This is a genomic window from Lactobacillus sp. YT155 (assembly GCF_030504545.1).
GTDB lineage: Bacteria > Bacillota > Bacilli > Lactobacillales > Lactobacillaceae > BQUT01.
This window is the reverse complement of sequence record NZ_JAUKWP010000002.1, coordinates 71,359-97,689: the sequence shown is the minus strand read 5'-3', so window position 1 is coordinate 97,689 and position 26,331 is coordinate 71,359. Positions and strand designations below refer to the sequence as shown.

Below are 26,331 nucleotides of genomic sequence, written 5' to 3'. Positions count from 1 at the left end.
AAGGAGAAAAGATATGCGTACACCTATTATTGCGGGTAACTGGAAGATGAATAAGAACCCACAAGAAACACAAGATTTCTTGGACAGTATTGCGGGTAAACTTCCAGACTCATCAAAAGTAGAATCAGTTATCGCTGCTCCTGCTATTGATTTGAATGCACTTGTTTGGTTCTCAAAAGACGAACCATTAAAAACAGCTGCTGAAAATTGTTATTTTGAGGACGAAGGTGCCTTCACTGGTGAAACATCACCAAAAGCTCTTTCTGAAATGGGCTTAGACTATGTTGTTATTGGACATTCAGAACGTCGTGACTATTTCCACGAAACTGATGAAGATATCAACAAAAAAGCAAAAGCTATTTTTAGAAACAACATGCTACCAATCATTTGCTGTGGTGAATCATTGGAAACACGTGAAGCTGGTAAGGAAGTTCAATGGGTTGTTGATCAAATCAAAGCAGCTCTTGATGGACTAACTGCTGAACAAGTTTCAAAATCTGTTATTGCTTATGAACCAATCTGGGCTATCGGTACTGGTAAAACTGCCACTGCTGATCAAGCTCAAGAAATGTGTCATGAAATTCGTATGGCTGTTAAAGACTTATACGATGGCGACACAGCTGACAACGTTCGTATTCAATACGGTGGTTCAGTAAAACCAGCTAACGTCCAAGAATTAATGTCAAAAGAAGACATTGATGGTGGTTTAGTTGGTGGTGCAAGTATGGATCCTGAATCATTCTTGCAACTAGTAAATTTTAATAAATAATTTGGCTAAATAAAGGAGATTTTACAATGTCTGTAATTATTGATGTTTTAGGACGTGAAGTTTTAGACTCACGTGGTAACCCAACTGTTGAAGTTGAAGTTTATACAGAATTAGGTGCCTTTGGACGTGCAATCGTTCCTTCAGGTGCTTCAACTGGTGAACACGAAGCTGTTGAAATGCGTGACGGCGACAAATCACGTTTTGGTGGTAAAGGTGTTCTTAAGGCTGTTGAACATGTAAACAACGAATTAAAAAATGCCGTTATTGGTTTAGAAGTAACTGACCAAAGAGAAATCGACCAAACAATGATCGAACTTGATGGAACAGAAAACAAAGGTAAGATGGGTGCTAACGCTATCCTTGGAATTTCTTTAGCTGCTGCACGTGCTGCTGCTGACGAATTAGGATTACCATTGTACGAATACCTTGGTGGACCAAACGCTCACGTACTTCCAACACCTATGATGAACGTTATCAACGGTGGTGCTCACTCAGATAACAAAGTTGACTTCCAAGAATTCATGATTATGCCTGTTGGTGCAACATCAGTTCGTGAAGCAATCCGTATGGGTTCAGAAACTTTCCAAGCTCTTAAGAGTTTACTATCAGCTGACGGAAAAGTTACATCAGTTGGTGACGAAGGTGGATTTGCTCCTGACTTCGCTAACAACGAAGAACCATTACAATATTTGATGAAAGCTATCGAAAAAGCTGGTTACAAACCAGGTGACGATATTGCTATCGCTATCGACGTTGCTTCTTCAGAATTATGGGACAACGAAAAGAAGACTTACACATTACGTTGGTCAACTGGTGAAGAATACGATACAGCAAGTTTCATCAAATACATCGAAGGTTTAGTTGCTAAATACCCAATCGTTTCTGTTGAAGATCCTATCGACGAAAACAACTGGGAAGACTGGGCAGAAATCACTAAAGAACTTGGTGAAAAAGTTCAACTTGTTGGTGATGACTTCTTCGTTACAAACACAGATTACCTACAAAAAGGTATCGACATGGGTGCTGCAAACTCAATCCTTGTTAAAGTTAACCAAATCGGTACATTGACAGAATCATTAGATGCTATCGAAATGGCTAAAGAAGCAGGATACACAGCCGTTGTTTCTCACCGTTCAGGTGAAACAGAAGATACAACAATTGCTGACCTTGTTGTTGCTACAAATGCTGGTCAAATCAAGACAGGTTCAATGAGTAGAACTGACCGTTTGGCTAAATACAACCAATTGATGAGAATCGAAGATCAATTAGGTGCACAAGCACAATACAAAGGTATTAAGAGTTTCTATAACATTAAAAAATAAGAGCGCGACTGTTTGCGTTTAGAATATGAGTACTAAGAAAAATAAGACTAGAGTCTAATGACTCTAGTCTTATTTTATTTAGACGGAATATTTTGCAAACAGGAGCGCGTTTCAAGAAGTTGGCTCGTTTTTTGCTTAGGCGGAGACTTTTGTTTCTTGGAGCGCGTTTCAAAAATTTAGACGGAATATTTTGCAAACAGGTTTGCAATCCAAAATTTTTGCGTAATTTCTTTTTGGTAATAGTTTTGCGTTCCACCGTCCCTCGTCTTAAAAACGAAATGGAGATGGTCGAATGCAAAAAACGTTTAAGGGAATAGCTGATGGGTGATTTATTAATACTCATTATGATTGATTATGTTATCAAACATATCGCAAATGACTTGTTGGATTTAATTGATCGAATAAAAAAAGACTACTTTAAGAAGTAGTCCAACCAATAAACGCAATTCTATTACCAAGGACGCGGTGTGCTATCACCGTGTCTTTTTGATTGCTGAATTAATTATAACACAAAAAATTGTTTTGAACTGAAGCTTACTTGTCAGAAAAAATGGCAATTATCCTTAATTTATGGTAAAGTTGTTTATGTGATTTTGGGAGATATCTCTCCAACGCTGGAGGAAATAAAATTGTATAACATCATACAAACTATTTTAATAATCGATGCTATTTTAATAATCATTGCAGTTATGATGCAACCATCTAAACAACAAGACGCACTTAACGCTTTATCAGGTGGTGGTGGAGACTTATTCAGCCAACAAAAGAAGCGTGGTTTTGAAGCATTCATGGAAAAAGTTACCGTTGTTTTAGGAATTATTTTCTTTGTATGTGCATTGGTACTTGTTTATTTATCATCACATTAATGATTAAATTCTCCTGTTCTGTTTTTTAGCACAGGAGTTTTTTTATACTGAGGAAGAATAATGAAGTCAATTAAACCAAAGACATTTTATTTTGATCATGGTGAAAATTCAGTAATCTTATTGCATTCATACACAGGAACTCCTAACGACATGCGATTATTAGCTCGCCGCTTAGAAGATTTTGATTACTCAGTTTATGCTCCGATGTTTGCGGGGCACGGAACGTCAAATCCACAGAACATTATCGACGAGGGCCATCCAGATGTTTGGTGGCAACAAACGATTGAAGCTATCCAGTTTATGCAGCAACAAGGCAAAAAGAAGATTGCCATCTTCGGTTTATCATTAGGTTCAATCTTTGCAACCAAAGCTTTGGAAAACTTCAACGATGAATTAATTTGTGGTGGTGTGTTTGGATCACCAATGTTTAATGATGACTATACTAACGTTCACAAAGGATTTGTGACGTACTCTCAAAAAGTCAAAGAACACTATGATGGTGAGGCAAGTTCGGATTTTCTTGAATCAATGAGAACTGAATCTGCGGTAGCATTAGATGAAATTGAACAGGCTACAGAAGAAGTAATAAATGAACTTCAACAACTTAAAAAACCATTTTTCATTGGTCAAGGTTCCGCTGATGAACTTGTTAATCCTAATGGAGCCAAAGAATTGAATCAGACTTTAACTAATAATCATGTTGAGACAAGTTTTCACTGGTATGAAAATGCAGGACATGTTTTAACTGTTAATTCGGCACATCATCAATTAGAAGAAGATGTCATTCAATTTTTAAATCAACAAATGAATAACAATTAAGAGGTAAGAAATGTCCGTAGACGATAAATTAATTTCGGAAACGCTCGAAATTTTTCGAAGTAATCCCGAAAAAAAATATGAACCACAACAAATAAACGATATCTTGAGAATGCATGGTTCTCAGGCTTTTAAGCGAATTGTCAAGAGTTTGGCAATTCTTGAAGGTGAAGGAAAAATCAACGTAAATTCTAGTGGTCGCTTCAAGTTGGCACCAGTAGATCAAATCGTTGAAGGTGAATTTAGAGCCAATGAAAAAGGATTTGGATTCGTTCGTTATGATGAAACTGATCCTGACATTTTCGTGGCGAAACCTAACGTAATGCACGCGATTAATAGCGATGAAGTCAAAGTGAAAATCACTAAACCTGCTAATCCATGGGCTAATAAAGGTCCAGAGGGTGAAATTGTTGAGATTATTAATCATCAACTAACTGATTTAGTAGGAGAGTTTCAACCATATAGTGATATTCAGGCTGAAAAGACTGGAAAAATTGGTTATGTTCAAAGCCATGAAAAACGCTTTGCTGACTATCGAATCTATATCTCTAATACCGGTCTTAAACCACAAACTGGTGACATGGTAAAAGTTGAAATCACCAGATATCCTAATAGTGATTTTCCACAAAGTATGGACGGTATTGCTAAGAAAGTTCTTGGGAATAAGAATGACCCTGGAGTCGATATTTTAACTATCGTTTATGACAACGACATTCATGTTGATTTCCCAGAAGAAGCAATTGAACAGTCACAAGAAATTCCTGATGAAGTAACAGCTGAGGAAAGAGTTGGCCGTGAAGACATTACCGATCAAGTAATGATTACAATTGACGGTGATGATTCAAAAGACTTTGATGATGCGGTTACTCTTTGGAAATTAGACAATGGGAACTTCCATCTCGGCGTTTCAATTGCCGATGTTAGTCACTATGTAGTTGAAGGTTCACCATTAGATCATGAAGCTTATAATCGTGGAACTAGTACTTATTTGACTGACCGAGTTATCCCAATGATTCCTTTCCGCTTGTCAAATGGAATTTGTTCCTTAAATCCAGGTGTTGATCGATTAACTTTAACTTGTGATATGGAAATTGATGCCAGTGGACATGTGGTTAATCATCGAATTTATCCAAGTATAATTCAGTCCCATGCACGACTAACCTATAACAACGTTAATAAAATTTTAGCCGGTGACCAAGACTTAATTCAAGAGAATCAAGCTCTAGTACCTATGTTAAAAGATATGGCAGAATTGCATGAAATTCTTTATGAACAACGTCATGAACGTGGGGCTATTGACTTTGAGGAGCCAGAAGCAAAAATCATTGTTGATGAAAATGGTAAGGCTGTAGATATCCAACTTCGTGAAAGAGGAACTTCTGAGAAGATGATTGAGTCTTTCATGTTAGCTGCAAATGAAACGGTAGCTGAACATTATAAGAAGAAGCACTTACCATTCTTATATCGTGTCCATGAAAAGCCTGATGAAGAACGAGTTAAGAGTTTCTTTGAAGTGGCAAGTACCTTTGGAGTAACGGTTCAAGGTTCAATCAAAGATGTTACACCTAAGATGTTACAAGGTGTGATTGCTAAGACTCAAGGAACACCTGAAGAATTAGTTACGACAACAATGTTACTTAGAACTATGCAACAAGCTAGATATTCACCTGATCCATTAGGACATTTCGGATTAGCTGCTGAATTCTATACTCACTTCACTTCACCAATCAGGCGTTATCCTGATTTGGTTGTTCATCGAATGATTCATCAATATGATCAAGATACTAGCGACTCTCTGAAAGAGAAGTGGGCGGAAGAATTACCAGAAATTGGTCAACATTCTTCTGGACGTGAACGTCATTCCATTGATGCTGAACGTGCTGTTAATGACTTGAAGAAAACTGAATACATGGAAGAAAATGTTGGCGATATTTTTGAAGGTGTTGTCGGATCAGTAACAAGCTTTGGAATCTTTGTCACATTAGAAAACACTGTTGAAGGTTTGGTTCATATTTCTAACATGCAAGATGATTTCTACGAATATGACGAGAAACAACTGGCATTGATTGGAAAGAGAAATCATAAGGTGTACAAGATTGGTCAACCAATCAAAGTGAAATTAATTCGAGCTGATGTAGAACAAAGAAAGATTGACTTTGAAGTTGTTCTATCAAAAGAAGAACAGAAAAAAGTCTATGAACTAAAGAAGAAAAATGCTGCTCGCCGTCATGGTGGCAATAAGAATAAGAAATATCGTGGCGACAAGAAACCTTTCAATAAACATTAAAAGGGGATGTAAAAAATGAAAAAGCATCCAAAAAAAAGTGATAATGAAATTGCTACAAACAAAAAAGCTCGTCATGACTATCTGATTGAAGAGACTTTTGAGGCAGGAATTTCATTAACTGGTACGGAGATAAAATCGGTCCGTAATCGACGTGTTAATTTAAAAGATGGATATGTTCAGATTAGAAATGATGAAGCGTGGTTGATGAATGTTCACATTAATGAATATGAACAAGGAAATAGATTTAACCATGATCCATTGAGAAATCGTAAATTGCTATTGCACAAAAAACAAATTCATAAATTGGCCGGTGTGGTTCAAGAAAAAGGAATCACAATTGTTCCATTGAAGATGTACTTCAAAAATGGGTTTGCGAAAGTGTTAATCGGCATTGGTCGTGGTAAGAAACAATACGACAAACGAGAAACAATTAAATGTCGTGAACAGGACCGAGAAGTTAAACGAACGATAAAATTAAATATGCGCTAAGTTTTTTGTAAAAAACAACTTTTCTGACGTAATTTATTCTGAGGGAATATTATATTAGGAGAGAATGTACATGACTGCCCAAACAAAAAAATATATTCTTGATGTTATTTTACAAGAGCTTAGAAATGAACAACTGGGAAAACTGACTGTTAAACGGGTGTCGAAGTTAGCCAATATGGCACGCAGTACGATGTATTTTCAATTTTCATCAATTGATGATATTTATATTCATTTAGTAAATAGAGAACTTTTCAATGAAGCATTCGAACATGAACATTTTATGGATTCAATCGAATGTTTACTACTTAAGTTTGAAATGAATCGAAAAATATACACGAATATTTTTTATCAAACTAAGGAAAGCAAACGCAGAAAGTTCTTATACGAAAGACTCTACGACTACTTAATCAATCATTGTCAGACTTTTGAAAGAGAGGAATTTGAAGAGTTTGAAACTGAGATGAAATTGTTGACCAGGTATGTTGTTTTTCATGTTGAATTGTTAGTTCGAAATGAATTGAATTTTAGTAACGAAGATTTCAAAAAGCAAGTTAATAACTATGTTTCTTACTTAAAGAGTTAGACATTTATTGGGGAATTTAAAAAAAGGACGAAATAAATGATAAGACAAGCTAGACCAGAAGATGCAGCTGAAGTAGTACCGATATTGAAACAAATTCTTGATGATATGGAAATACCAATTTTCCAAGTGATTAGTGAAGATAAGTTTGTGGAGTTAGTAGAGAAAGCCTTTGTGCTTCCTGACTATCGTTACAGTTATCAAAACATTTTGGTAGAAGAAGTAGATGGGAAAATTGTTTCTATGATGGCGGGATATCCTGCTGAGATTGAAGAAAATATTGATGCACCTCTGTTCAAATTGATAGACGAAGAAGGTATCGATATTAGTCAATTTGATCATATGGCAGATACAGAATCTTGGCCTGGTGAATGGTATATTGATTCACTTGCAGTCCATCCATTAATGCATGGCAAAGGATATGGGAAACACATGTTAGAATTTTTACCTGACTTTGTGAGAGCAAAAGGTGAAAAGATCCTAAGTCTAAATGTTGATGTTAATAATGAATCTGCACAGAAGCTTTACGACAAAATGGGTTATAAAAAAGTCGGTGAATTATATATTGGTAGTCATTTATATAATCACATGCAACTTGATTTAGACAATATTAATTAGAGGTTAAATAAGATGGGTTATCGCGATAATTTCGATTCTAAATTGATGACAATTGTTGATCAAGTGGATAAAAAAATTCAACCTAAATTAGCAGAACTTGATGAACAGATTTTAGAAAATCAAGATAAAGTGCTTCGAGCTTTTCAAGAAAATCATGTTTCAGAAAGTCATTTGAATGGTTCAAATGGTTATGGACATAGCGATGAGGGTCGTGATGTCTTAGAACAAGTTTATGCTCAAGCGTTTGGTGGTGAAGATGCTTTAGTGCGTCCTCAATTAATTTCGGGAACACATGCCATTGGAGTAGCGTTATTAGGGTTAGTGCGCCCGGGAGATGAGATTCTCTATATCACTGGAGAGCCATATGATACGCTACAAGAAGTTTTGGGAATGGCTGGTAACAAGATAGGTAGCCCAGTCGAATACGGCATTAAAGTGGGTTATCTTGACTTACTTGAGTCTGGTGAAGCAGACTTAGAAACAATCAAGCAAGAGGTTGCTACTAGAAAACCAAAAGTAATTGCGATTCAAAGATCTCGTGGTTATGCTACTCGTGAATCATTTACAATTGCCAAAATAGAAGAAATGATTACAGCGGTTCGAAGTGTCTTTCCTGAGGCATGGATTTTCGTTGATAATGCCTATGGGGAATTTTCTGAAACAAGAGAACCTCTCAATGTAGGAGCTGATCTGATTGCAGGGTCACTTTATAAGAACGCTGGTGGTGGTATTGTGCCTACTGGTGGTTATATCGTGGGTAAAAAAGATTTAGTTGAAATGGTCAGCTATCGCTTTACTGTTCCTGGCTTAGGTGGCGATGAAGGTGCAACTGGTTCATTATTGTCACAAATGTTCCAAGGGTTCTTCATGGCTCCTCAAGTAACGGGTGAAGCTATTAAAGGAGCTGTTTTTGAGGCTGCCTTGTTAGAAGAACTTGGTTGTGAAGTCATGCCAAAATGGAACGATGACCGTACAGATATTGTGCAAACCGTTAATTTTGGTGAAAAAGAAGCAATGATTAAGTTCATTGAGTCGATTCAACACAATTCACCGGTGGATTCTTTTGTAACGCCAATTCCAGAAGTTATGGCTGGTTATGAAGATGAAGTAATTATGGCGAGTGGAACTTTTGTACAAGGCTCAACAATTGAATTTTCTGCTGATGGTCCGATTCGTCCGCCGTTTGCAGCATATATTCAGGGTGGTCTTACATACGCACATATTAAACTAGCAATTATGGGTGCTGCTCAAAGCACATTTTTTGCGGACTAAAAAACCTTTTTCTAAGGTTTTTTTTTATATTATTGACACATTTTAATAAAATTGGTATTGTTTTAATAATTATTTCAAAGCCTTTGAATACAAGCTTTGAAATATATTGGTATAGTCTAAAAGGGATGAAAGGAAGAGAAAAACATGTCGAAAGCAAAAATTACTGCTGAAGAAATAAAGAGAATTGTAAAAGAGGAAAACGTTCAGTTTCTTCGCCTAATGTTCGCCGATATTAATGGCATTATTAAAAATGTTGAGGTTCCAATTAGTCAACTTGATAAAGCGCTAGATAATAAGATTTCATTTGATGGTTCATCAATTGAAGGTTTCGCTAGAATTGAAGAGAGTGACATGTTTTTGTATCCAGATTTTGATACTTGGTTAATCTTTCCATGGGGAAATGATCATGGCAAAATTGCCCGTTTGATTTGTTCTATTCATAACTTCGACGGCACACCTTTTTCAGGTGACCCTAGAAATTGTCTGATTGATACAGTAGAACAAATGAAATCAATGGGCTTTGAGAGTTTCAACATAGGTCCAGAACCAGAATTCTTCTTGTTCCAATTAGATGAAGATGGACACCCAACGATGACCTTGAACGATCAAGGAACTTATTTTGATTTTGCACCGTTAGATTTAGGTGAAAATTGTCGTCGTGATATTGTTTTGGAACTAGAAAAAATGGGCTTTGAAATTGAAGCTTCACATCATGAGGTGGCTACTGGTCAACATGAAATTGATTTTAAATATGCTGATGCTCTAAAGGCAGCTGATCAAATTCAAACTTTTAAATTAGTAGTAAAAACAATTGCTAGAAAACATGGATTGTTTGCTACATTCATGCCAAAACCAATTACCGGAATTAATGGTAGTGGAATGCATATCAATATGAGTTTGTTTGATAAAAACGGCAATGCCTTTTTCGAAGAACAACAAGAGGAAAAACTTAACAAGACAGCTCTAAACTTCTTGGGTGGAGTTTTAGAACATGCTAAAGCTTTAACCGCAATTAATAATCCAACCGTTAATTCGTATAAACGATTGGTGCCCGGTTATGAAGCTCCTGTTTATGTGGCTTGGTCCGGTAAGAATAGGACACCTTTAGTTAGAGTTCCTCAAGCAAGAGGGTTAGGAACTCGATTGGAGCTGAGAAGTGTTGATCCTTCTGCTAATCCATACTTGGCAATTTCATCAATTCTTACAGCTGGCTTAGACGGAATTAAAAATAATATCAAACCCGAAGAAGCAGTTAATGAGAATATTTTTGGAATGAAAGATGAACAAAGAGTTGCCAATCACATTCACAATTTGCCATCCACATTGCATAATGCACTTAAAGAATTAGATCAGGATGAATTATTGAAGAATAATTTGGGTCAACAGCTATACAGTAGTTTTAAAAAGTCAAAAGATATGGAATGGGATCGTTATCGTCAGCAAGTTTCTGATTGGGAACGTGATGAATATCTTGAATTATATTAATCAAAAAAATCCTTGAGAATATTCTCAAGGATTTTTTATTATGTCAAGTTGATAAGAAAATATTTTTATTCTAATAATAATGAAAGCGTTTTACAAACTGTTGTTATCAGGATTTTGTAGTGCTATGATTTGGTTGTAAAATTAAAAAAAGTCGAGGTGGAGTGAATGAAAGCAGCAGTTGTAACAAAAGATCATACAGTTGATATTGTTGATAAGGATTTGCGTGCTATTAAGTCAACAGAAGCCAAGGTTAAAATGGAATATTGTGGTGTCTGTCATACTGACTTACACGTAAAAAATGGTGACTTTGGTGAAGTTCCAGGTCGTGTTTTAGGACATGAGGGAATTGGTCGTGTTGTCGAAATTGGTGACGATGTAACTTCATTAAAAGTTGGCGATAGAGTTAGTGTTGCCTGGTTCTTTAAAGGCTGTGGACACTGTGAATATTGTGTTAATGGACAAGAAACATTTTGTCGTTCAGTTGAAAATGCTGGATATACTGTCGATGGAGCAATGGCCGAAGAGTGTATCGTATCAGCAGATTATGCGGTTAAAGTACCAGAGAATTTGGATCCAGTTAAGGCAAGTAGCATTACTTGTGCTGGTGTCACAACTTACAAAGCCATCAAAGTTTCAGATATTAAACCGGGTCAGTGGATCGCCATCTTTGGGTTAGGTGGATTAGGTAACTTGGCACTACAATATGCTAAGAATGTTTTCAATGCAAAAGTTATCGCGATTGATATCAATGATGAGAAATTGAAAGTAGCTAAGGATTTAGGAGCAGATGTAGTAATTAATTCTAAGAACGAAGATGCAGTTAAGAAAGTTAAGGAAGTAACTGGTGAAGGAGTTCAAGCAACCGTGATCACCGCTGTTTCCAAAGTAGCCTTTAATCAAGCTGTTGATATTGTAAAAGCAGCCGGAAAAGTTGTCGCAGTTGGATTACCTGTTGAAACAATGGACCTATCAATTCCAAGATTAGTTCTAGATGGAATTACGGTGGAAGGTTCACTTGTTGGTACCAGAGAAGACTTAAGAGAAGCGTTTGAATTTGCAGCAGAAAAAGCTGTTGATCCAATTGTTCAAACTCGTCCAATTGAAGACATCAATGACATCTTCCAAGAAATGCAAGATGGTAAAATCACTGGTCGTATGGTAATTGACTTAGCATTATAATCAAAATAAAAAAGCGAATTATTATTCGCTTTTTTTGTTGGAAAAATTATTGAAGGCAATTTTTGATTTACCTTTTTTATTTCTGACTCTTTTACTATCATGGTCGTTAATGTAGCCAATTTGATTAAATAGTTCAATTAACAAAATAACTAGGTGGACACTGTTATTGTCTTTAATTTTAACGGAAATATGAGGGCCATTTTTTAGATAGATAGGAGATGTTGTGGCAATTTTTTTCGTTCCTTTTCGAATTGAGAAAGTGAACTTCTTAGTATTACCACCGATTAGCATTTGAAGTTTAGGAATATAAATGAAGTTGCTAGCAAAATAAGAAAGCACTACGAAATGACCGGAATAGCTGCCTGGAATTTGAAATTCATAAGTGTCTAAAACTGAATCTAGCCCTTTGATTGTTCCCAGTACGTTTTTTTCTAAATCGGTTAATATGAGCGCATTTTTATTCTTATGGATGATATATTTTGCTTGATATTTGTTATCATAAACAACCTTCGCAGTTGCACTACTGAACTCCAAATAATATTCCATACTTAACCTTCTTTATTAAAGTCCATCAATTGCACGATAAATGATACTTGCAACTCCGTTTTCAAGATTGGTGCCAGTTTGTTCGTTAGCGATAGCTTTGATTTCTGGAATAGCGTTAGCCATTGCTACACCAACACCAGCCATTTCAATCATTGAGTAGTCATTAAGGTTATCGCCAATCGACATGACTTCGTTCTTGTCATAACCTTGTTCTTTTGCGTAATTCAATAAGGCAATTCCTTTTTGAGCTTTACGATCATTGATTTCAATATTATTAACTGAAGATGAAGTAATAACGACTGGACTGTCGGCGTTGCTGTACTTACCGATTACATCAGTTAAATATTCACGACCTTTGTCATCAAAAGCAATCATTTTTAGAACTGTATATGAATCATCATTAAGTATTTGATCGTATGAATCAATATACTTAGTGGTCATGATTTTGAGTTTTTCTTCTGAAGTTTTAAGAGCTTCTTCAGCTGATAGATCAGGGTTCAAAATTTTCATCAATTCACTAACACCATTAAGGCGTTTTTGATAGTTATTGGAATAGATTCCCTTATTAGTAACAAGTTCATAATAAATGTTTTGATCGTCAAAAATTCCAGAAATATCTTTAACAAGTTCGATGTCGATATTGTATGTATCGACAACTTCTAAATCAGTATTGTAAACTTCTGCTCCGTTAAGAGTGATAAAACCAGTTTTGATATTGCCTTTATCAAGGAAAGGCTTAGCTTCTACAAGTCCTCGACCAGTGGCAATTAGAAATTCAATGCCAGCTTCTTGAGCTTTTTTGATTGCTTGAACGTTTTCTTGTGAGACCTCCATTTGATCGTTTAGTAAAGTTCCGTCCATATCTGATGCAATTAATTTAATCAAAAAAAATTCCTCCAAATGCGTTATTCTATATATGAAGAATTCTATCATAGTTATGAAGAATAGGTGGTAAAGAAGTTGCATAAATTCATTAAAAATGACTGGCAAGAGATTCTAGAACCTGAGTTTAAGAAAGAATATTACCAAAAACTACGTGAATTTTTAAAAGAAGAATATCAGACCAAAATTATTCATCCTGACATGAATAATATTTATAATGCTTTTCAACTAACTCCGTTCAAGGACACTAAGGTAGTTATTTTGGGACAAGATCCATATCATGGAGAAAATCAAGCTATCGGATTGAGTTTTGCTGTGGCACCAGGCTGTAAGGTGCCACCATCATTAAAAAATATTTATAAGGAATTACAAGATGATTTAAGAATTGAACCAGTTAATCATGGCTACTTGGTTCCTTGGGCTGAGCAAGGCGTATTGCTGTTGAATACAGTTTTGACAGTCAGAGATCATCAACCTAACTCTCATCAAAATAAAGGCTGGGAGAATTTGACCGATGCGGCGATTAAGAGTTTGTCAGATCGTGGCAATGTTATTTTCGTACTATGGGGGAATTCTGCGAAGGCCAAGGTTGAATTAATCGACCAGAGCAAGAACAAAATTATTAGTTCAGTTCATCCGAGTCCCTTCTCTGCATATCATGGTTTCTTTGGTTCGAAACCGTTTTCCAAAATTAACGAAATACTGGTAGAATATAATCGTGAGCCAATTAATTGGCAATTACCAAAAAATGTATAGTCGGAGGCAACAAATGGATTTATTCGATACTTTAAAAACAAAAATTACCGGTAAAAACTTTAAGATTGTTTTACCAGAGGGTGATGATCCAAGAATTATTGAAGCCACAACTCGTTTACATCAAGAAAATATTGTTACACCTATCTTGTTAGGTAATCCCGATAAGATTCATCAAGCAGCTCGTGAGTTGATGTTTGATTTAGATGGTGTAGAAATCATTGATCCTAACAACTATCCAGATTTTGATAAGATGGTTGCTGCTTTTGTCGAAAGACGTAAAGGCAAGAATACCGAAGAACAAGCCCGCGAAATGTTAGTTAATGCAAACTACTTCGGAACAATGATGGTTTATATGGATTTGGCTGACGGACTTGTTTCTGGTGCTGCTCATCCAACTGGCGATACTGTTAGACCTGCTTTACAAATCATCAAAACTAAACCAGGTGTTTCTAGAACAGCTGGTGCATTCATTATGCAAAAAGGTGAGGAACGTTACTTATTTGCTGATTGTGCTATTAACATCAATCCTAATGCACAAGAATTGGCAGAAATTGCGGTTGAAGCTGCTAACACCGCAAAACTATTCGATATTGAGCCTAAAGTGGCAATGTTAAGTTTTTCAACTAAAGGCTCAGCTAAATCACCGGAAGTTGACAAAGTTGCTGAAGCAACTCGTCTTGCTAAAGAAATGGCACCTGATTTAGATATTGATGGAGAATTACAATTTGATGCTGCCTTTGTACCAAGTGTTGCTAAGTCAAAAGCTCCAGATTCAAAAGTTGCCGGAAATGCCAAAATTTTTGTTTTCCCTGAATTAGAGGCTGGAAACATTGGTTACAAGATTGCTCAAAGAATGGGTGATTTTGAAGGAATTGGTCCTGTGCTTCAAGGAATGAATAAACCAGTTTCTGACTTATCAAGAGGGGCTAATGCTGAAGATGTCTATAAAGTGTCAATTTTGACAGCAGCTCAAGCCTTGATTTAAAATACAATTATGAAAATTAACGTTAAGAACACTGAAGAAACAATTGAATTAGGTAAAAAAATTGCAACATCTCTAAAAGCTGGAGATGTTGTTTTGCTTGATGGTGAACTAGGTGCTGGTAAAACTACTCTCACTAAGGGAATTGCCAAGGGACTCGATATTGATGGCAACATCAAAAGTCCCACCTTTACTCTGGTTAGAGAATACCGAAACGGTCGAATTCCACTATTTCATATGGATATGTATCGGCTGGAAAATTCTGATCCTTTTGAAGTGGGAATAGATGAATATCTATCTGAATCAGGAATCTGTGTGATTGAGTGGTCTGAATTCATTACTGAATTACTACCAGCAGATTTCCTACGAATTGAAATCAAAAAAATTGGCGATGAGTCACGAGAAATTAATCTTTCTGGAGTTGGTGACCACTATCAGAAGATTGTTGAAGAAATGGGTAAGGGCGATGAGTGATGAATTAATTATTCGACAAGCAACTCCTGAAGATGCCGAGAAGTTATCTCAGTTTTATCAACTAATAAAAGACTATCCCAATATTGAAGCACCGGATAAGAATGTGCCATTAGCCGACTTAGAATTGTCGTTAGCACGAATATATGATTCGTTGTTTGATAATTTAGTTGTCGCAATTAATGACGATCAAATTATTGGCTTCTGTAGTGTTGACCATGGCGAATTAGGAATTGTGGTCGATAAGGAGTTTTGGCGATTCGGTGTCGGTAGTGAATTGATGATTGATACAATTGACTGGTTTCAACGATTGTCGAGCTTAGAAGCGTTATGGCTTGAAGTTGTATCAATAAATAAAGCGGCAATTAAGCTGTATGAGAAATTTGATTTTGAAGTAATTGAGCAAAATGAAAAGACAATTAAGATGGAATTAAAAAAAGATGATTAAGTTAACTTAATCATCTTTTTTATATTGTTATAGCCAACATCATTAGTTGTTTTAAGAAGAATTTCTGCACAAGCAACACTGTCGTACAGAGCGTTATGGTGTTGCTCCAAATTAATATTTAACATTTCGGAAACGGTGTTTAATTTATGATTTGGAAATTGTGGATAGAAGGCCTTACTTGTTCTTAAAGTATCAATTGTTAAAAAGTGTGGCACTGTGATTTCATAAGCAGCTAATGATGATTTTAAAACACTATTGTCAAAACTGGCATTATGAGCAGCCACTAAATGATTAGCATCAAATAGTGGATAGATGTGTTGCCATACCTGATCAAAGGTGGGAGCACCTTGAACATCTTCAGGGTGAATTCCATGTATTTGAATATTACGGTAATCAAATTGATCTTTTGGATTAATAAGTGAGTAAAAGCTGTCAACAATTTGATTGTTTCGCACCATTACTAAAGCGATTGAACACGCACTTGAACGGTAACGATTGGCAGTTTCAAAATCCATTGAAATAAAATCCATTGTTTCTCCTTACTAGCTTAAAGCTGTCTTTAAACGGGTTAATCCTAATTCTAAGGTGTCTCTTGAGGTTGCAATGTTGATTCTGATGAAGAGGCGTTTAGGCGTTGTTATTCCAAATTCTGATGAGGTTTCAACCCCGATTCCGGCATCATCAAGTTTTTGCTGAAGCTCTTCTTCATTGATATTAAGATATGATACATCAATCCAACTCAAATATGTTGCTTCAAGATTGGCTACTCGTGCTTTAGGAAGCTCTTCTTTTAGAAATGAACATAAGTAATTGTAGTTCTTTTCAATATACGAAATTAATTCCTCTAACCAACGCTCACCGAATGTATAAGCAGCAACTAAACTGCTAGTTGCGAAAGAATTAAGAAGTTCAGGTTGGAAACTTTCTGCACGAATGGTGTTCATCTTTTCAAGAATATCTTGGTTAGTAGTGATGTAATAAGCAATTTGAAGTCCAGCCAAATTAAAAGTCTTAGAAACGGACTTAAAAGTAATGATGTGATCGCTATATTCGGGATATATTTTTGCCAGTGGTTGATAATTATAACCTGGCATAATTAGATCACTATGGATGTCGTCGGATAAAATATAAACATCATGTTTTTGACAAATTTTGGCTAACTGAATTAATTCATTCTCGCTCCATACTCGACCAGTGGGATTGTGGGGATTGCAAAGAATGAATGCCTTGACGTTGTTGTCGATAATTTGTTGTTCAAAATCGTCGAAGTCTAACTCGTACCCAAATTCGTCTTCGTGTAGAAAATTATTAACAAGTTTACGATGAGCATCATCAATCAAGATTTTGAAGTGTCCGTAAAAAGGTGTTTGCAAGATCACGGAATCATTTTCGTTAGTTACAGCTTTTAAGGCAAGTGATAAAGCAGGGATAACTCCATCAGCAAAACCTAGATTTTCTTTAGAAATCTTCCATTCATTGCGTCTTTTTAGCCAAGTCTGAATAGATTTTGTGAGTTCCTCATTTTGTAAGGGTGGTAATGGATAGCCAAAAATTTCTGTTTCAGCAGTAGTCTTCAGTGCTTCAACAATTTCCTTGGGTGGAACAAAATCCATGTCAGCAACCCACATTGGCAAGACATCGGGATTTTTATAACGGTCTTTAGCTCCCATCCATTTAACTGAATTAGTATTTTTACGATTAACTACTTGATCAAAATCATACATAGCATTCTCTTCTTTTCGTATTATTTTCTACCAAAATTCTAACATATTTGCTAAGGTACAAAGCTACCAAATGACGAATTGATTTTAAATATGTTAAAATTGTATTTAATACGTATAGGGTTAGGGGCTTTGAAGTTGTCAAAAATTGATATTTCACAAATTAAAATTTTAGAGAATGAGCCATTGAGTAATTATACTTTTACTGAAACTGGTGGACCAGCAGACTTATTGGCTTTTCCGCAGAATCGTGGAGAGTTAATTACCTTAACCGAATACTGTGAAACTGAGAATATTCCGGTAACTGTAATTGGTAACGCTAGTAATTTGATTATTAAAGATGGTGGAATTACTGGAATGGTGATTATTCTTCGTCAATTCGAAGAAATTTCGGTCAATGGTAACCAAGTTACTGCTGAAGCTGGAGCAACTATCATTGAAACAACCAAGGTTGCTAGTAAGCACAGTTTGTCCGGATTAGAATTCGCAGCAGGGATTCCGGGTAGTGTCGGCGGGGCTGTCTTTATGAACGCTGGCGCATACGGTGGTGAAGTGTCTGAATGTTTCGCCTCGGCTGAAGTTCTCATGCCCAATGGAAAAATTGAAACTTTCAACAAAGAAGATATGAATTTTTCTTACCGGATGAGTTCAATTCAATCAAATGATGGAATTGTAATTAGTGCTACTTTTGATTTACAACCGGGTGATCATGAAGTTATTCAAGCTAAAATGGATGAACTAAATGAGTTGCGTAGTTCAAAACAACCACTGGAATATCCTTCTTGTGGAAGTGTCTTCAAACGACCAAAAGGACATTTTACTGGTCCTTTAATTATTGAAGCAGGATTGCAGGGACATTTTGTCGGTGGGGCACAAGTCTCAACGAAACACGCGGGATTTATTGTTAACAAGAATCATACGGCGACTGCAACTGATTATTTAGAGTTAATTAAATTGATTCAAAAAACTATCAAAGAAAAGTTTGGTGTTGAATTAGAGACAGAAGTTAGAATTATTGGTAAAGACAAATAATTTTTTAAGAGATGGGAGTGATTAGATGGCAATAATGGAAGTGATTTTGCTTATGGTCACTCTTGTTGTTTTATCGAACGTTTTTTCACATTACCTGGTGTCAATTCCGGGGAGTTTGATTCAAATTACTTTAGGAATTGTTGTGGCACTATTATTTAATGTCAAAATTGAAGTTCAAACAGATTGGTTCATGCTGTTATTTATTGCGCCAATTTTGTTCTATGATGGCTCAAGATTTCCTAAAAAAGAATTATGGGCGATGAAGAAACCAATCATTGGTAACGCAATTTTCTTAGTAATTATCTCAACTGTATTGGTAGGAATGATTGTTCATATGATTGTGCCGGGAATTCCTTGGGCAACAAGTTTTGCTTTGGCAGCAATCTTAGCTCCAACTGACCCCATTGCGGTGCAATCAATTTCTAAGAAAGTTAAGTTGCCTAGTAACTTGATGCATCTGGTTAGTGGAGAAAGTCTCATTAATGATGCGTCTGGTTTGATATGTTTCAAGTACGGAGTGGCAGCTACAGTTTCAGGGATGTTCTCCTTACAAGATGCCACTGTTGATTTCTTCTACATGGTTATTGTCGGAACAATCGTCGGAATGATTTTGATGTGGTTGATTGATGTTCTAGAATTATTCATTTATCAACAAGGTATCGACGATATAACGCTACATACAATCATTAGAATTGTTACGCCTTTTATTATCTATTTTATTGCTGAAGAAGTTTTTCACGCTTCAGGAGTGGTCGCCGTTGTAGTCGGGGGAATTTTGAAAATTGGTTCCGATAATAAACGAATTAAAATTTATTCATCTGAATTGCAAGTTGTTTCTAACAAGACTTGGGATTTATTAGTCTATGTCTTGAACGGAATTGTCTTCGTTATTTTAGGTGTCGAGCTACCTTCTGCAATGCGCAGTATTATTATTTCCGAGCACAGTACCTTTGTAGCCTTCATGTACGCTGTCGGGGTCTGGTTGGCAATCTTAGGTGTTAGAACTGCTTGGTCATATCTTTATGACTTATTCTCTCGAAAGAAACGAGCTAGCTTTAAAATGGCTCTCTTGAGTGGACTTTCTGGAGTTCGTGGTGCGGTTACTATGATTGGTGTTTTGTCGATTCCATTAGTGGTTGATTCGGGTAAAGAATTCCCTAAACGAATGTTAGTGCTATTTATTGCTAGTGTAGTAATTATCTTGAGTTTACTGGCGGCGACAATTTTTATTCCAATCTTGTCAAAAAATGCTTCTCCAGTTCATTATCGTGGAAGTTCATTAGACGAGTCTGAAGACGATGGCGATAACAATTTAGCAAGTCAGTCACAGACAGAAATTTTTATTATCAAAGTGGCTATTCAATACTTAGAAGCAAATCATCGTCAGGAAAATCAACAGGCGGCCTTAGATTTGATTGCTGAATATGAACAAAGCTTGACTGCACGTCAGTTGAGTAGTCAGGAAATTAATTCAACTCCTGATATTTTACGTCAAAATGTCGAATTACATTCGGTAACTATTAACGCCGAGTTGGCTAAACTTGATGAAATGAAAGCCAGTGGAGAAATATCGGAGCGAATCTATCGTTTCCAAAGTAGAAGATTGCGAAATGTTCTTAATCAACTTCATGCTAATAAGAATACCAATTCAATTAGCCTGACAAGTTTGATTATTAATTCAATTGGGATTAATTTACGACGTTTAAGACGATATTTACTTAATAGTAAATTGTCACGAAAGAAGTTAGTTTTGGAATCCAAAAAATGTGAAGAAGAACTGGCTAAGTGTGCAATTAATGCCTTAACTAATCATGTTGATGAGAGTCCGAAAAAGTATAGTCAAAATGTTGTTTATCAGTTAGTATCTATCTATCGTCGCAAGCTGGAGTCGTTGAAGTCTGAAAAGGCTCCAGCTGATGATTATGATGAACAGCTTGATTTGTTGCGAGTTGCGGTTTTATCTGAGCAAAGAGCTGCTTTGCAGAGTTTATTAGAGCAAGGGAAGATTTCTCGAGAAACGGCCTCAACAATCAGAACCAAGATAAATTACACAGAAAATTCGATAAATATTGAACTAGAGGAATAGCTATGTCTTTGTTGCAATTAAAGAATGTTACACAAGTTTTTGATGATGAAGTCGTCTTAAAAGACATTGATATTGATATTGAAAAAGGAAAATTTTATTCAATCTTAGGTCCATCGGGATCTGGAAAAACAACGATGTTACGAATTATTTCTGGATTCAGTAAACCAACTAGTGGCCAAGTAATTTTTGAAGGGAAAGATATTTCTAATTTTCCTGCCAACAAACGCAACATGAATACAGTTTTTCAAAACTATTCATTATTTCCCCATTTGAATGTCTACGAAAATGTTGCTTTTGGTTTAGCTTTAAAAAAGGTTGATGAAAAAACTATTTCCAAAAAAGTTGCCAAGGTTTTGCAATTAGTTCAGCTAGAGCATTTTGAAGGTCGAATGATTGATGAATTATCTGGTGGACAACAACAACGTGTAGCCATTGCTCGAGCTATTGTGAATGAGCCAGAAATTCTATTGCTTGACGAACCGTTGTCGGCGCTTGATATGAAGCTTAGAAAAAATATGCAATATGAATTACGACAATTACAACAGGAATTGGGTATTACGTTTATTTTTGTTACTCACGATCAAGAAGAAGCCTTGGCAATGAGTGATGAAATTATTGTTATGAACGATGGAATTGTCCAACAATCTGGAAGTCCGGTTGATATTTATGATGAACCGGTCAATCATTTTGTCGCTAACTTTATCGGTGAAAGTAATATCGTCGATGGTCAAATGTTAGACGATTATCAAGTTAAATTTGTTGGTAAAGAGTTCGAATGTGCCGATGCGGGAATTCCTCAAAATGAACGTGTGGAAGTAGTCATCAGACCTGAAGATTTGGATATTACAACTAAGGATAATGGGAAATTAATTGTAAATGTCGATAGTCAATCATTTCGTGGCGACCATTTTGAAATAATGGCTCATGATGAAGATGATAACAACTGGTTGATTCATTCAACCAATCCAGCCAAAGAGTCAATGGGCATTGGCTTATTTTTCGAGCCCGAAGATATTCATGTCATGCGTTTGAACGAATCCGAGGAAGACTTCGACGCTCGATTGGAAAGTTACGAGGAATAAAATATGAGAAAAAGATTATTTTATGTTCCTTACTTCCTATGGATTGTCCTTTTTGTAGTAATTCCACTAATTTTAATTTTTATGCAATCATTGACGTTCGATAATGGCAAGTCAATTTTTAGTAATTATCAGGCTTTCTTTTCTTCTGGTGTTTATCTAAAAATGACCTTTAACTCATTTCTATTTGCTTTTTTAATTACTTTTTTTAGTTTAATTATTAGTTATCCAGCAGCGTATTTTATCGCCAATTCAAAGTACGATACTTTTTTAATTCTATTGATAATTTTACCAACCTGGATTAATTTGCTTTTGAAAGCTTATGCTTTTATTGGTATTTTTAGTCACGATGGTTCGATTAATTATTTCTTAGGTTTGCTGGGAATTGCTCCTCAGCAATTGTTATTTACCAACTTCAGTTTTATTTTTGTTGCTACTTATATTGAAATTCCATTTATGATTTTGCCTATCTATAATTCAATCAAAGCGCTGGATAAAACCTATATTCAGGCTAGTGAAGATTTAGGCGCAAATAAGATTCAAACGTTTACTAAAGTTGTCTTTCCGTTGACCATGAATGGTGTCAAAACTGGAATTCAGACGGTCTTTATCCCTGCATTATCGTTATTTATGTTAACCAGACTAATTGGCGGAAACCGAGTTATTACTTTAGGAACAGCCATTGAAGAACATTTCTTGACGACAATGAATTGGTCGATGGGATCTACTGTAGGGGTAATTCTGGTATTCATTATGATTGCCATAATTCTCTTTACATCTAAAACTAAAAAGAACAAGGTAGGTGTGAAAAATCATGAATAAATTATTTTCTCGCATTTATCTAACTATATTGATTATTCTGTTATATTTACCAATCTTCTATCTCATTCTTTTTGCCTTTAATAAGGGTAATAATATGGGAGTCTTTCAAGGATTTACCCTAAGTCATTTTCAAGAATTATTTGCTGATAAAAGATTAATTAGTATCGTGATTAATACATTTTTGATTGCCATTTTATCATCACTATTTGCCACCATTATTGGTTTGGGTGGGGCATTATTAATTGATAGTTTAAAGTCAAAAAAAGCCGTAAACACATACTTATCATTGAACAATATTTTGATGGTTTCACCTGATGTTATTATTGGTTCTAGTTTTCTAATTTTATTTACGGTGCTAGGCTTTAGCTTAGGATTCATGTCAGTTTTGCTCAGTCATATCGCATTTAGTATTCCGATTGTTGTGTTAATGATTATTCCTCGCTTAAAAGAGATGAATCGAACAATGATTGACGCAGCTCAAGACCTTGGGGCAACTAATTTTCAAGTGTTTAGTAAAGTAACCTTGCCTTACTTGATGCCAAGTATTTTGAGTGGATTTTTCATGGCATTCACGTATTCTTTAGATGATTTTGCTGTGACATTTTTTGTAACTGGTAATGGATTCGAAACCTTATCAGTTGAGGTTTACTCTCGAGCCCGTCAAGGAGTGAGTTTGGAAATTAACGCCTTATCGGCATTGATTTTCATCTTCTCATTAATCATGATTGTTATTTATTATTTACTAAGTGTTCGTAGTAAGAAAATGATAAAAAATGGGAAAGGTAGAGTGGTGTAATGAAAAAAATACTAATCTATATTTCCTTATTGTTGATGGTTTGTGGCGGTTTATTTTATGGTAACTATCAATTGAATAAAAGTGCACACCATACCCAAAAAACCTTGGTTATTTATAATTGGGGAGATTATTTAGACCCTAAACTAATAAAAAAGTTTGAACATGAATATGGATACAAAGTTGTTTATGAGACCTTTGATAGTAATGAAGCAATGTTTTCGAAGGTGAAGCAAGGCGGAACAAGCTATGATATTGCTATTCCTAGTGATTATATGATTCAAAAGATGACCGCTGCTAATTTGTTGAAAAAGTTAGATCATAAAAAAATTAAAGGATTATCCAATATTGATCCTACTTTTTTGAATTTGGATTTTGATAAAAACAATCAATATTCTATTCCTTATTTCTGGGGGACTCTGGGAATTGTATATGACAAACGACTTCCTCAAGATGAGCAACCTAAAGAATGGTCTGACCTGTGGAATCCCAAGCTAAAGAAGAAAATTTTAATTGTTGATTCCGCACGGGATATTTTAGGAATGTCATTGATTGACTTAGGCTATTCAGTTAATTCAAAAGATAATCAACAATTGCTGGCAGCTAAAGACCATTTAGACAAATTGTCTCCAAATGTTAAAGCGATTGTGGCTGATGAAATTAAAATGTATATGGCAGATAACGAGGCACAAGTGGCAGTTACTTGGTCAGGTGAAGCTAATGAAATTATGAGTCGCAATAAGAACATGACTTATGTTGTTCCTAAAAAAGGTAGTAATATTTGGTTTGATAATATCGTTATTCCTAAGACTAGCAAGAATCCAGAAGGGGCCTATGACTTTATTAACTTCATGTTAAAACCTGAAAATGCTGCACAAAATGCCAATTATATTGGCTATGCTACTCCCAATAAAAAGGCTAAAAAAGATTTGGATCAAGAACAATTAAAGAACAAAGAGTTATATCCCGATGAAAAATTACTTAAGAAATTGCAGGTCTATAATGACTTAGGTATGAAGTATATTCAAAGATATAATGACTTATTCTTAGAGTTTAAAATGATAACAAATTAATCAAATATGGTGTGATTTGTTATAATGTAACCTATAGATTAGGAGAGCGCGTATGACCATATTTAATTACAATATTTTTAGCTGGTCGACACTGACAAATATCATTGATATTTTGGTGGTGTGGTTTGCTGTTTATAAGTTATTGATGCTCATTAGAGGAACCAAGGCGATTCAATTACTCAAGGGAATCTTTTTTATCTTGATAATTAAGGGACTTAGTTGGGTCTTGAATCTGCATACAGTTTCTTACATGATGGATCAAGTTTTAAGCTGGGCAATTATTGCTAGTATTGTTATCTTCCAGCCGGAAATCAGACGTGGTCTTGAACATATCGGAAGGGCACCATTTTGGGAGCTGGGTGGTTACGAAGAAGAAAATGCTTCAGCCAAGAATCTTATCAATTCAATTGATGATGCTGTTCAATATATGTCGAAGAGAAGAATTGGTGCTTTGATTACTATCCAAATGAATACTGGTTTAGAGGAATATATTGAAACTGGAATTCCTTTAGATTCTGATATCACGAGTGCTTTACTAATCAATATCTTCATTCCGAATACGCCACTACATGACGGGGCGGTAATTATTCAAGACAATAAAGTTGCGGTAGCCGCTGCATACTTGCCTTTGTCAGAAAGTACGACTATTCCAAAGGAATATGGAACTAGACATCGTGCTGCGGTAGGAATCAGTGAAGTAACTGATGCGTTAACGATTGTTGTGTCTGAGGAAACCGGTGGTGTCATGATCACTAGAAATGGACAAATGATGAATGATCTTTCTCGAGAAGATTATTTGAAATATTTAAATGCTCAACTTAATAATGAGAGCGAGAAAAAAGGTTTCTTAGCTTCGTTCACCAAAAATATGAGAAACGGAGGTGAACAATAATGAAAAATTTCTTTAATAGTAAATATACTTATGGACTAGTTTCATTAATAATTGCTATCTGGTTATTCATTAGTGTTAGTGCTCCGAGTGCTCTTTCTACCCGAGATTCTGCCAAGAAACAGATTCAACAAACCGCTACGAAAGTAGTTACTGTTAAGAATGTTCAAGTGCAAGTTAATGTTGATGACTATCAATATTTTGTTACTGGGTATCCAACAACTGTGGATGTGAAATTATCAGGACCTTCGGCCTTAATTGAAACTACTAAGAAGACTCGAAACTTCAATGTTTCCTTAGATCTAACTAAGTTAGGACCAGGAAAACATAAGGTTAAATTTAATGTTACGGGGCTAAACAAAGAAATAAAAGCAACTACTAGTCCTGAAACTGTTAATGTCAAAATCTCGAAGAAAGTTTCGCAAGTCTTCCCAATCCAGATTGCTCTGGAGAAGAATTCACTGAAGTCTGGATATAAGATTGGTACACCTTATGCTAATCCTGCCACAGCTACAGTTTCTGGACCAAAGTCCGAAATTAAAAAAGTAGTACAAGTGGTTGCTTCGGTGGATATTCCGCGAAATGTGAAAACAAGTGTTGAAAAAGAAGTCCTGTTACAAGCATTAGATGCTGATGGTAAAATTGTGAATGTTATTTTAAGTCCACAAACAACTCATATTTCAATTCCGATCACGGTACCAAGTAAGCAGGTTAATTTAAAAACTGAACAGACTGGTAAGCCTGTCGATGGATATGAATATAGTTTTAAACTTAATACCGATTCAGCCAAGGTCTATGGAGATCAAAACAACTTAGATGAACTATCTGAGTTAAGTATTCCAGTTGATGTTTCCGACTTGAAAACAAGTACCAAGAAGACCTATACTTTAGCAGATGTTTTCAAAAACAAAATTTGGAGTTCTGAGCCTAATAGTGTCACTGTTGAGATTACTGTGAAAAAATCTTCAGATCCAGATGACGACAAGAAGACTAGCAAGGCTAAAACAAAGAAAAACAGTAAAAAGAAAGTCAGCAAGAAGCAGACTAGGACTGTAAGGAGAGTATAAA

Annotated in this window: 27 protein-coding genes; 23 read left to right on the top strand and 4 right to left on the bottom strand. The window is 35.6% G+C overall.

All coding sequences use genetic code 11. From position 1 onward, the window contains the following. Window positions 1-13: 13 nt before the first annotated feature. The 11 genes from tpiA to adhP all read left to right on the top strand — a co-directional run bounded on the left by tpiA (window position 14) and on the right by adhP (window position 11,683). Entirely contained in the window at window positions 14-769 is a 756-nt protein-coding gene (gene tpiA / locus Q2T76_RS03340; RefSeq protein WP_302084102.1) for a triose-phosphate isomerase, read from the top strand. Between the two features lie 26 nt (window positions 770-795). Then, window positions 796-2,091: a phosphopyruvate hydratase gene (eno, locus tag Q2T76_RS03335; RefSeq protein WP_302084101.1), complete on the top strand. Its 1,296-nt coding sequence runs from the start codon at window positions 796-798 to the stop codon at window positions 2,089-2,091. Between the two features lie 629 nt (window positions 2,092-2,720). After that, window positions 2,721-2,957 (top strand): preprotein translocase subunit SecG, encoded by a 237-nt coding sequence (gene secG / locus Q2T76_RS03330; protein ID WP_302084100.1) that lies wholly within the window; start codon window positions 2,721-2,723, stop codon window positions 2,955-2,957. Window positions 2,958-3,017: 60 nt separating this feature from the next. Beyond that, complete coding sequence (locus tag Q2T76_RS03325; protein WP_302084099.1) at window positions 3,018-3,776, top strand: carboxylesterase; 759 nt, start codon at window positions 3,018-3,020, stop codon at window positions 3,774-3,776. Window positions 3,777-3,786: 10 nt separating this feature from the next. Then, window positions 3,787-6,060 (top strand): ribonuclease R, encoded by a 2,274-nt coding sequence (gene rnr, locus Q2T76_RS03320; RefSeq protein ID WP_302084098.1) that lies wholly within the window; start codon window positions 3,787-3,789, stop codon window positions 6,058-6,060. A gap of 15 nt (window positions 6,061-6,075) precedes the next feature. Beyond that, window positions 6,076-6,549, top strand: a complete 474-nt coding sequence (gene smpB / locus Q2T76_RS03315) for an SsrA-binding protein SmpB (protein ID WP_302084097.1) — start codon at window positions 6,076-6,078, stop codon at window positions 6,547-6,549. Window positions 6,550-6,619: 70 nt separating this feature from the next. Continuing rightward, window positions 6,620-7,132, top strand: coding sequence for a TetR/AcrR family transcriptional regulator (locus Q2T76_RS03310; RefSeq protein WP_302084096.1), 513 nt, complete (start codon window positions 6,620-6,622; stop codon window positions 7,130-7,132). Between the two features lie 36 nt (window positions 7,133-7,168). Continuing rightward, window positions 7,169-7,747, top strand: coding sequence for a GNAT family N-acetyltransferase (locus tag Q2T76_RS03305; RefSeq protein WP_302084095.1), 579 nt, complete (start codon window positions 7,169-7,171; stop codon window positions 7,745-7,747). A 12-nt stretch (window positions 7,748-7,759) separates the two neighbouring features. After that, window positions 7,760-9,019, top strand: a complete 1,260-nt coding sequence (locus tag Q2T76_RS03300; protein ID WP_302084094.1) for a methionine gamma-lyase family protein — start codon at window positions 7,760-7,762, stop codon at window positions 9,017-9,019. Window positions 9,020-9,163: 144 nt separating this feature from the next. Beyond that, the gene (gene glnA, locus Q2T76_RS03295; RefSeq protein WP_302084093.1) at window positions 9,164-10,504 is read left to right on the top strand and encodes a type I glutamate--ammonia ligase; all 1,341 of its coding nucleotides are present in this window, start codon (window positions 9,164-9,166) and stop codon (window positions 10,502-10,504) included. A gap of 165 nt (window positions 10,505-10,669) precedes the next feature. Further along, the gene (gene adhP / locus Q2T76_RS03290; protein WP_302084092.1) at window positions 10,670-11,683 is read left to right on the top strand and encodes an alcohol dehydrogenase AdhP; all 1,014 of its coding nucleotides are present in this window, start codon (window positions 10,670-10,672) and stop codon (window positions 11,681-11,683) included. 21 nt (window positions 11,684-11,704) lie between these two features. On the opposite strand, the gene Q2T76_RS03285 is transcribed toward adhP, so the two are convergent. Beyond that, a complete protein-coding gene (locus tag Q2T76_RS03285) occupies window positions 11,705-12,229 on the bottom strand; it encodes a hypothetical protein (RefSeq protein ID WP_302084091.1) in 525 nt (174 codons plus the stop codon). Window positions 12,230-12,244: 15 nt separating this feature from the next. Next, the gene (locus Q2T76_RS03280; RefSeq protein WP_302084090.1) at window positions 12,245-13,114 is read right to left on the bottom strand and encodes a Cof-type HAD-IIB family hydrolase; all 870 of its coding nucleotides are present in this window, start codon (window positions 13,112-13,114) and stop codon (window positions 12,245-12,247) included. Between the two features lie 75 nt (window positions 13,115-13,189). On the opposite strand from Q2T76_RS03280, the gene Q2T76_RS03275 reads away from it, so the two are divergent. From Q2T76_RS03275 to Q2T76_RS03260, 4 genes are read left to right on the top strand one after another with little or no spacing between them, the layout of a single operon-like run. Beyond that, entirely contained in the window at window positions 13,190-13,867 is a 678-nt protein-coding gene (locus tag Q2T76_RS03275; protein WP_302084089.1) for a uracil-DNA glycosylase, read from the top strand. A gap of 13 nt (window positions 13,868-13,880) precedes the next feature. Then, complete coding sequence (gene pta, locus Q2T76_RS03270; protein ID WP_302084088.1) at window positions 13,881-14,852, top strand: phosphate acetyltransferase; 972 nt, start codon at window positions 13,881-13,883, stop codon at window positions 14,850-14,852. A 9-nt stretch (window positions 14,853-14,861) separates the two neighbouring features. Beyond that, window positions 14,862-15,323 (top strand): tRNA (adenosine(37)-N6)-threonylcarbamoyltransferase complex ATPase subunit type 1 TsaE, encoded by a 462-nt coding sequence (tsaE, locus tag Q2T76_RS03265; RefSeq protein WP_367881609.1) that lies wholly within the window; start codon window positions 14,862-14,864, stop codon window positions 15,321-15,323. Further along, the gene (locus Q2T76_RS03260; protein ID WP_302084087.1) at window positions 15,316-15,768 is read left to right on the top strand and encodes a GNAT family N-acetyltransferase; all 453 of its coding nucleotides are present in this window, start codon (window positions 15,316-15,318) and stop codon (window positions 15,766-15,768) included. The genes tsaE and Q2T76_RS03260 overlap by 8 nt, the downstream gene beginning before the upstream one ends. On the opposite strand, the gene Q2T76_RS03255 is transcribed toward Q2T76_RS03260, so the two are convergent. Together Q2T76_RS03255 and Q2T76_RS03250 are read right to left on the bottom strand one after the other, a co-directional pair. Then, complete coding sequence (locus Q2T76_RS03255) at window positions 15,765-16,298, bottom strand: 3'-5' exonuclease (protein ID WP_302084086.1); 534 nt, start codon at window positions 16,296-16,298, stop codon at window positions 15,765-15,767. The genes Q2T76_RS03260 and Q2T76_RS03255 overlap by 4 nt on opposite strands. Before the next feature lie 12 nt (window positions 16,299-16,310). After that, the gene (locus tag Q2T76_RS03250; RefSeq protein ID WP_302084085.1) at window positions 16,311-17,492 is read right to left on the bottom strand and encodes a MalY/PatB family protein; all 1,182 of its coding nucleotides are present in this window, start codon (window positions 17,490-17,492) and stop codon (window positions 16,311-16,313) included. Between the two features lie 135 nt (window positions 17,493-17,627). On the opposite strand from Q2T76_RS03250, the gene murB reads away from it, so the two are divergent. From murB to Q2T76_RS03210, 8 genes are read left to right on the top strand one after another with little or no spacing between them, the layout of a single operon-like run. Further along, window positions 17,628-18,521, top strand: a complete 894-nt coding sequence (gene murB / locus Q2T76_RS03245; protein WP_302084084.1) for a UDP-N-acetylmuramate dehydrogenase — start codon at window positions 17,628-17,630, stop codon at window positions 18,519-18,521. Between the two features lie 25 nt (window positions 18,522-18,546). Next, entirely contained in the window at window positions 18,547-20,607 is a 2,061-nt protein-coding gene (locus Q2T76_RS03240; RefSeq protein ID WP_302084083.1) for a sodium:proton antiporter, read from the top strand. A 2-nt stretch (window positions 20,608-20,609) separates the two neighbouring features. Beyond that, window positions 20,610-21,689: an ABC transporter ATP-binding protein gene (locus Q2T76_RS03235; RefSeq protein WP_302084082.1), complete on the top strand. Its 1,080-nt coding sequence runs from the start codon at window positions 20,610-20,612 to the stop codon at window positions 21,687-21,689. Between the two features lie 3 nt (window positions 21,690-21,692). Further along, complete coding sequence (locus Q2T76_RS03230) at window positions 21,693-22,508, top strand: ABC transporter permease (RefSeq protein WP_302084081.1); 816 nt, start codon at window positions 21,693-21,695, stop codon at window positions 22,506-22,508. Continuing rightward, the gene (locus Q2T76_RS03225) at window positions 22,501-23,304 is read left to right on the top strand and encodes an ABC transporter permease (protein ID WP_302084080.1); all 804 of its coding nucleotides are present in this window, start codon (window positions 22,501-22,503) and stop codon (window positions 23,302-23,304) included. Before Q2T76_RS03230 ends, Q2T76_RS03225 begins: the two co-directional genes overlap by 8 nt. Then, the gene (locus Q2T76_RS03220; protein ID WP_302084079.1) at window positions 23,304-24,374 is read left to right on the top strand and encodes a PotD/PotF family extracellular solute-binding protein; all 1,071 of its coding nucleotides are present in this window, start codon (window positions 23,304-23,306) and stop codon (window positions 24,372-24,374) included. Before Q2T76_RS03225 ends, Q2T76_RS03220 begins: the two co-directional genes overlap by 1 nt. Before the next feature lie 52 nt (window positions 24,375-24,426). Then, complete coding sequence (cdaA, locus tag Q2T76_RS03215) at window positions 24,427-25,266, top strand: diadenylate cyclase CdaA (protein ID WP_302084078.1); 840 nt, start codon at window positions 24,427-24,429, stop codon at window positions 25,264-25,266. Next, window positions 25,266-26,330 carry a YbbR-like domain-containing protein gene (locus Q2T76_RS03210; RefSeq protein WP_302084077.1) on the top strand — a complete coding sequence of 355 codons (1,065 nt, stop codon included), beginning with the start codon at window positions 25,266-25,268 and terminating at the stop codon, window positions 26,328-26,330. The genes cdaA and Q2T76_RS03210 overlap by 1 nt, the downstream gene beginning before the upstream one ends. Window position 26,331: the final 1 nt, after the last annotated feature.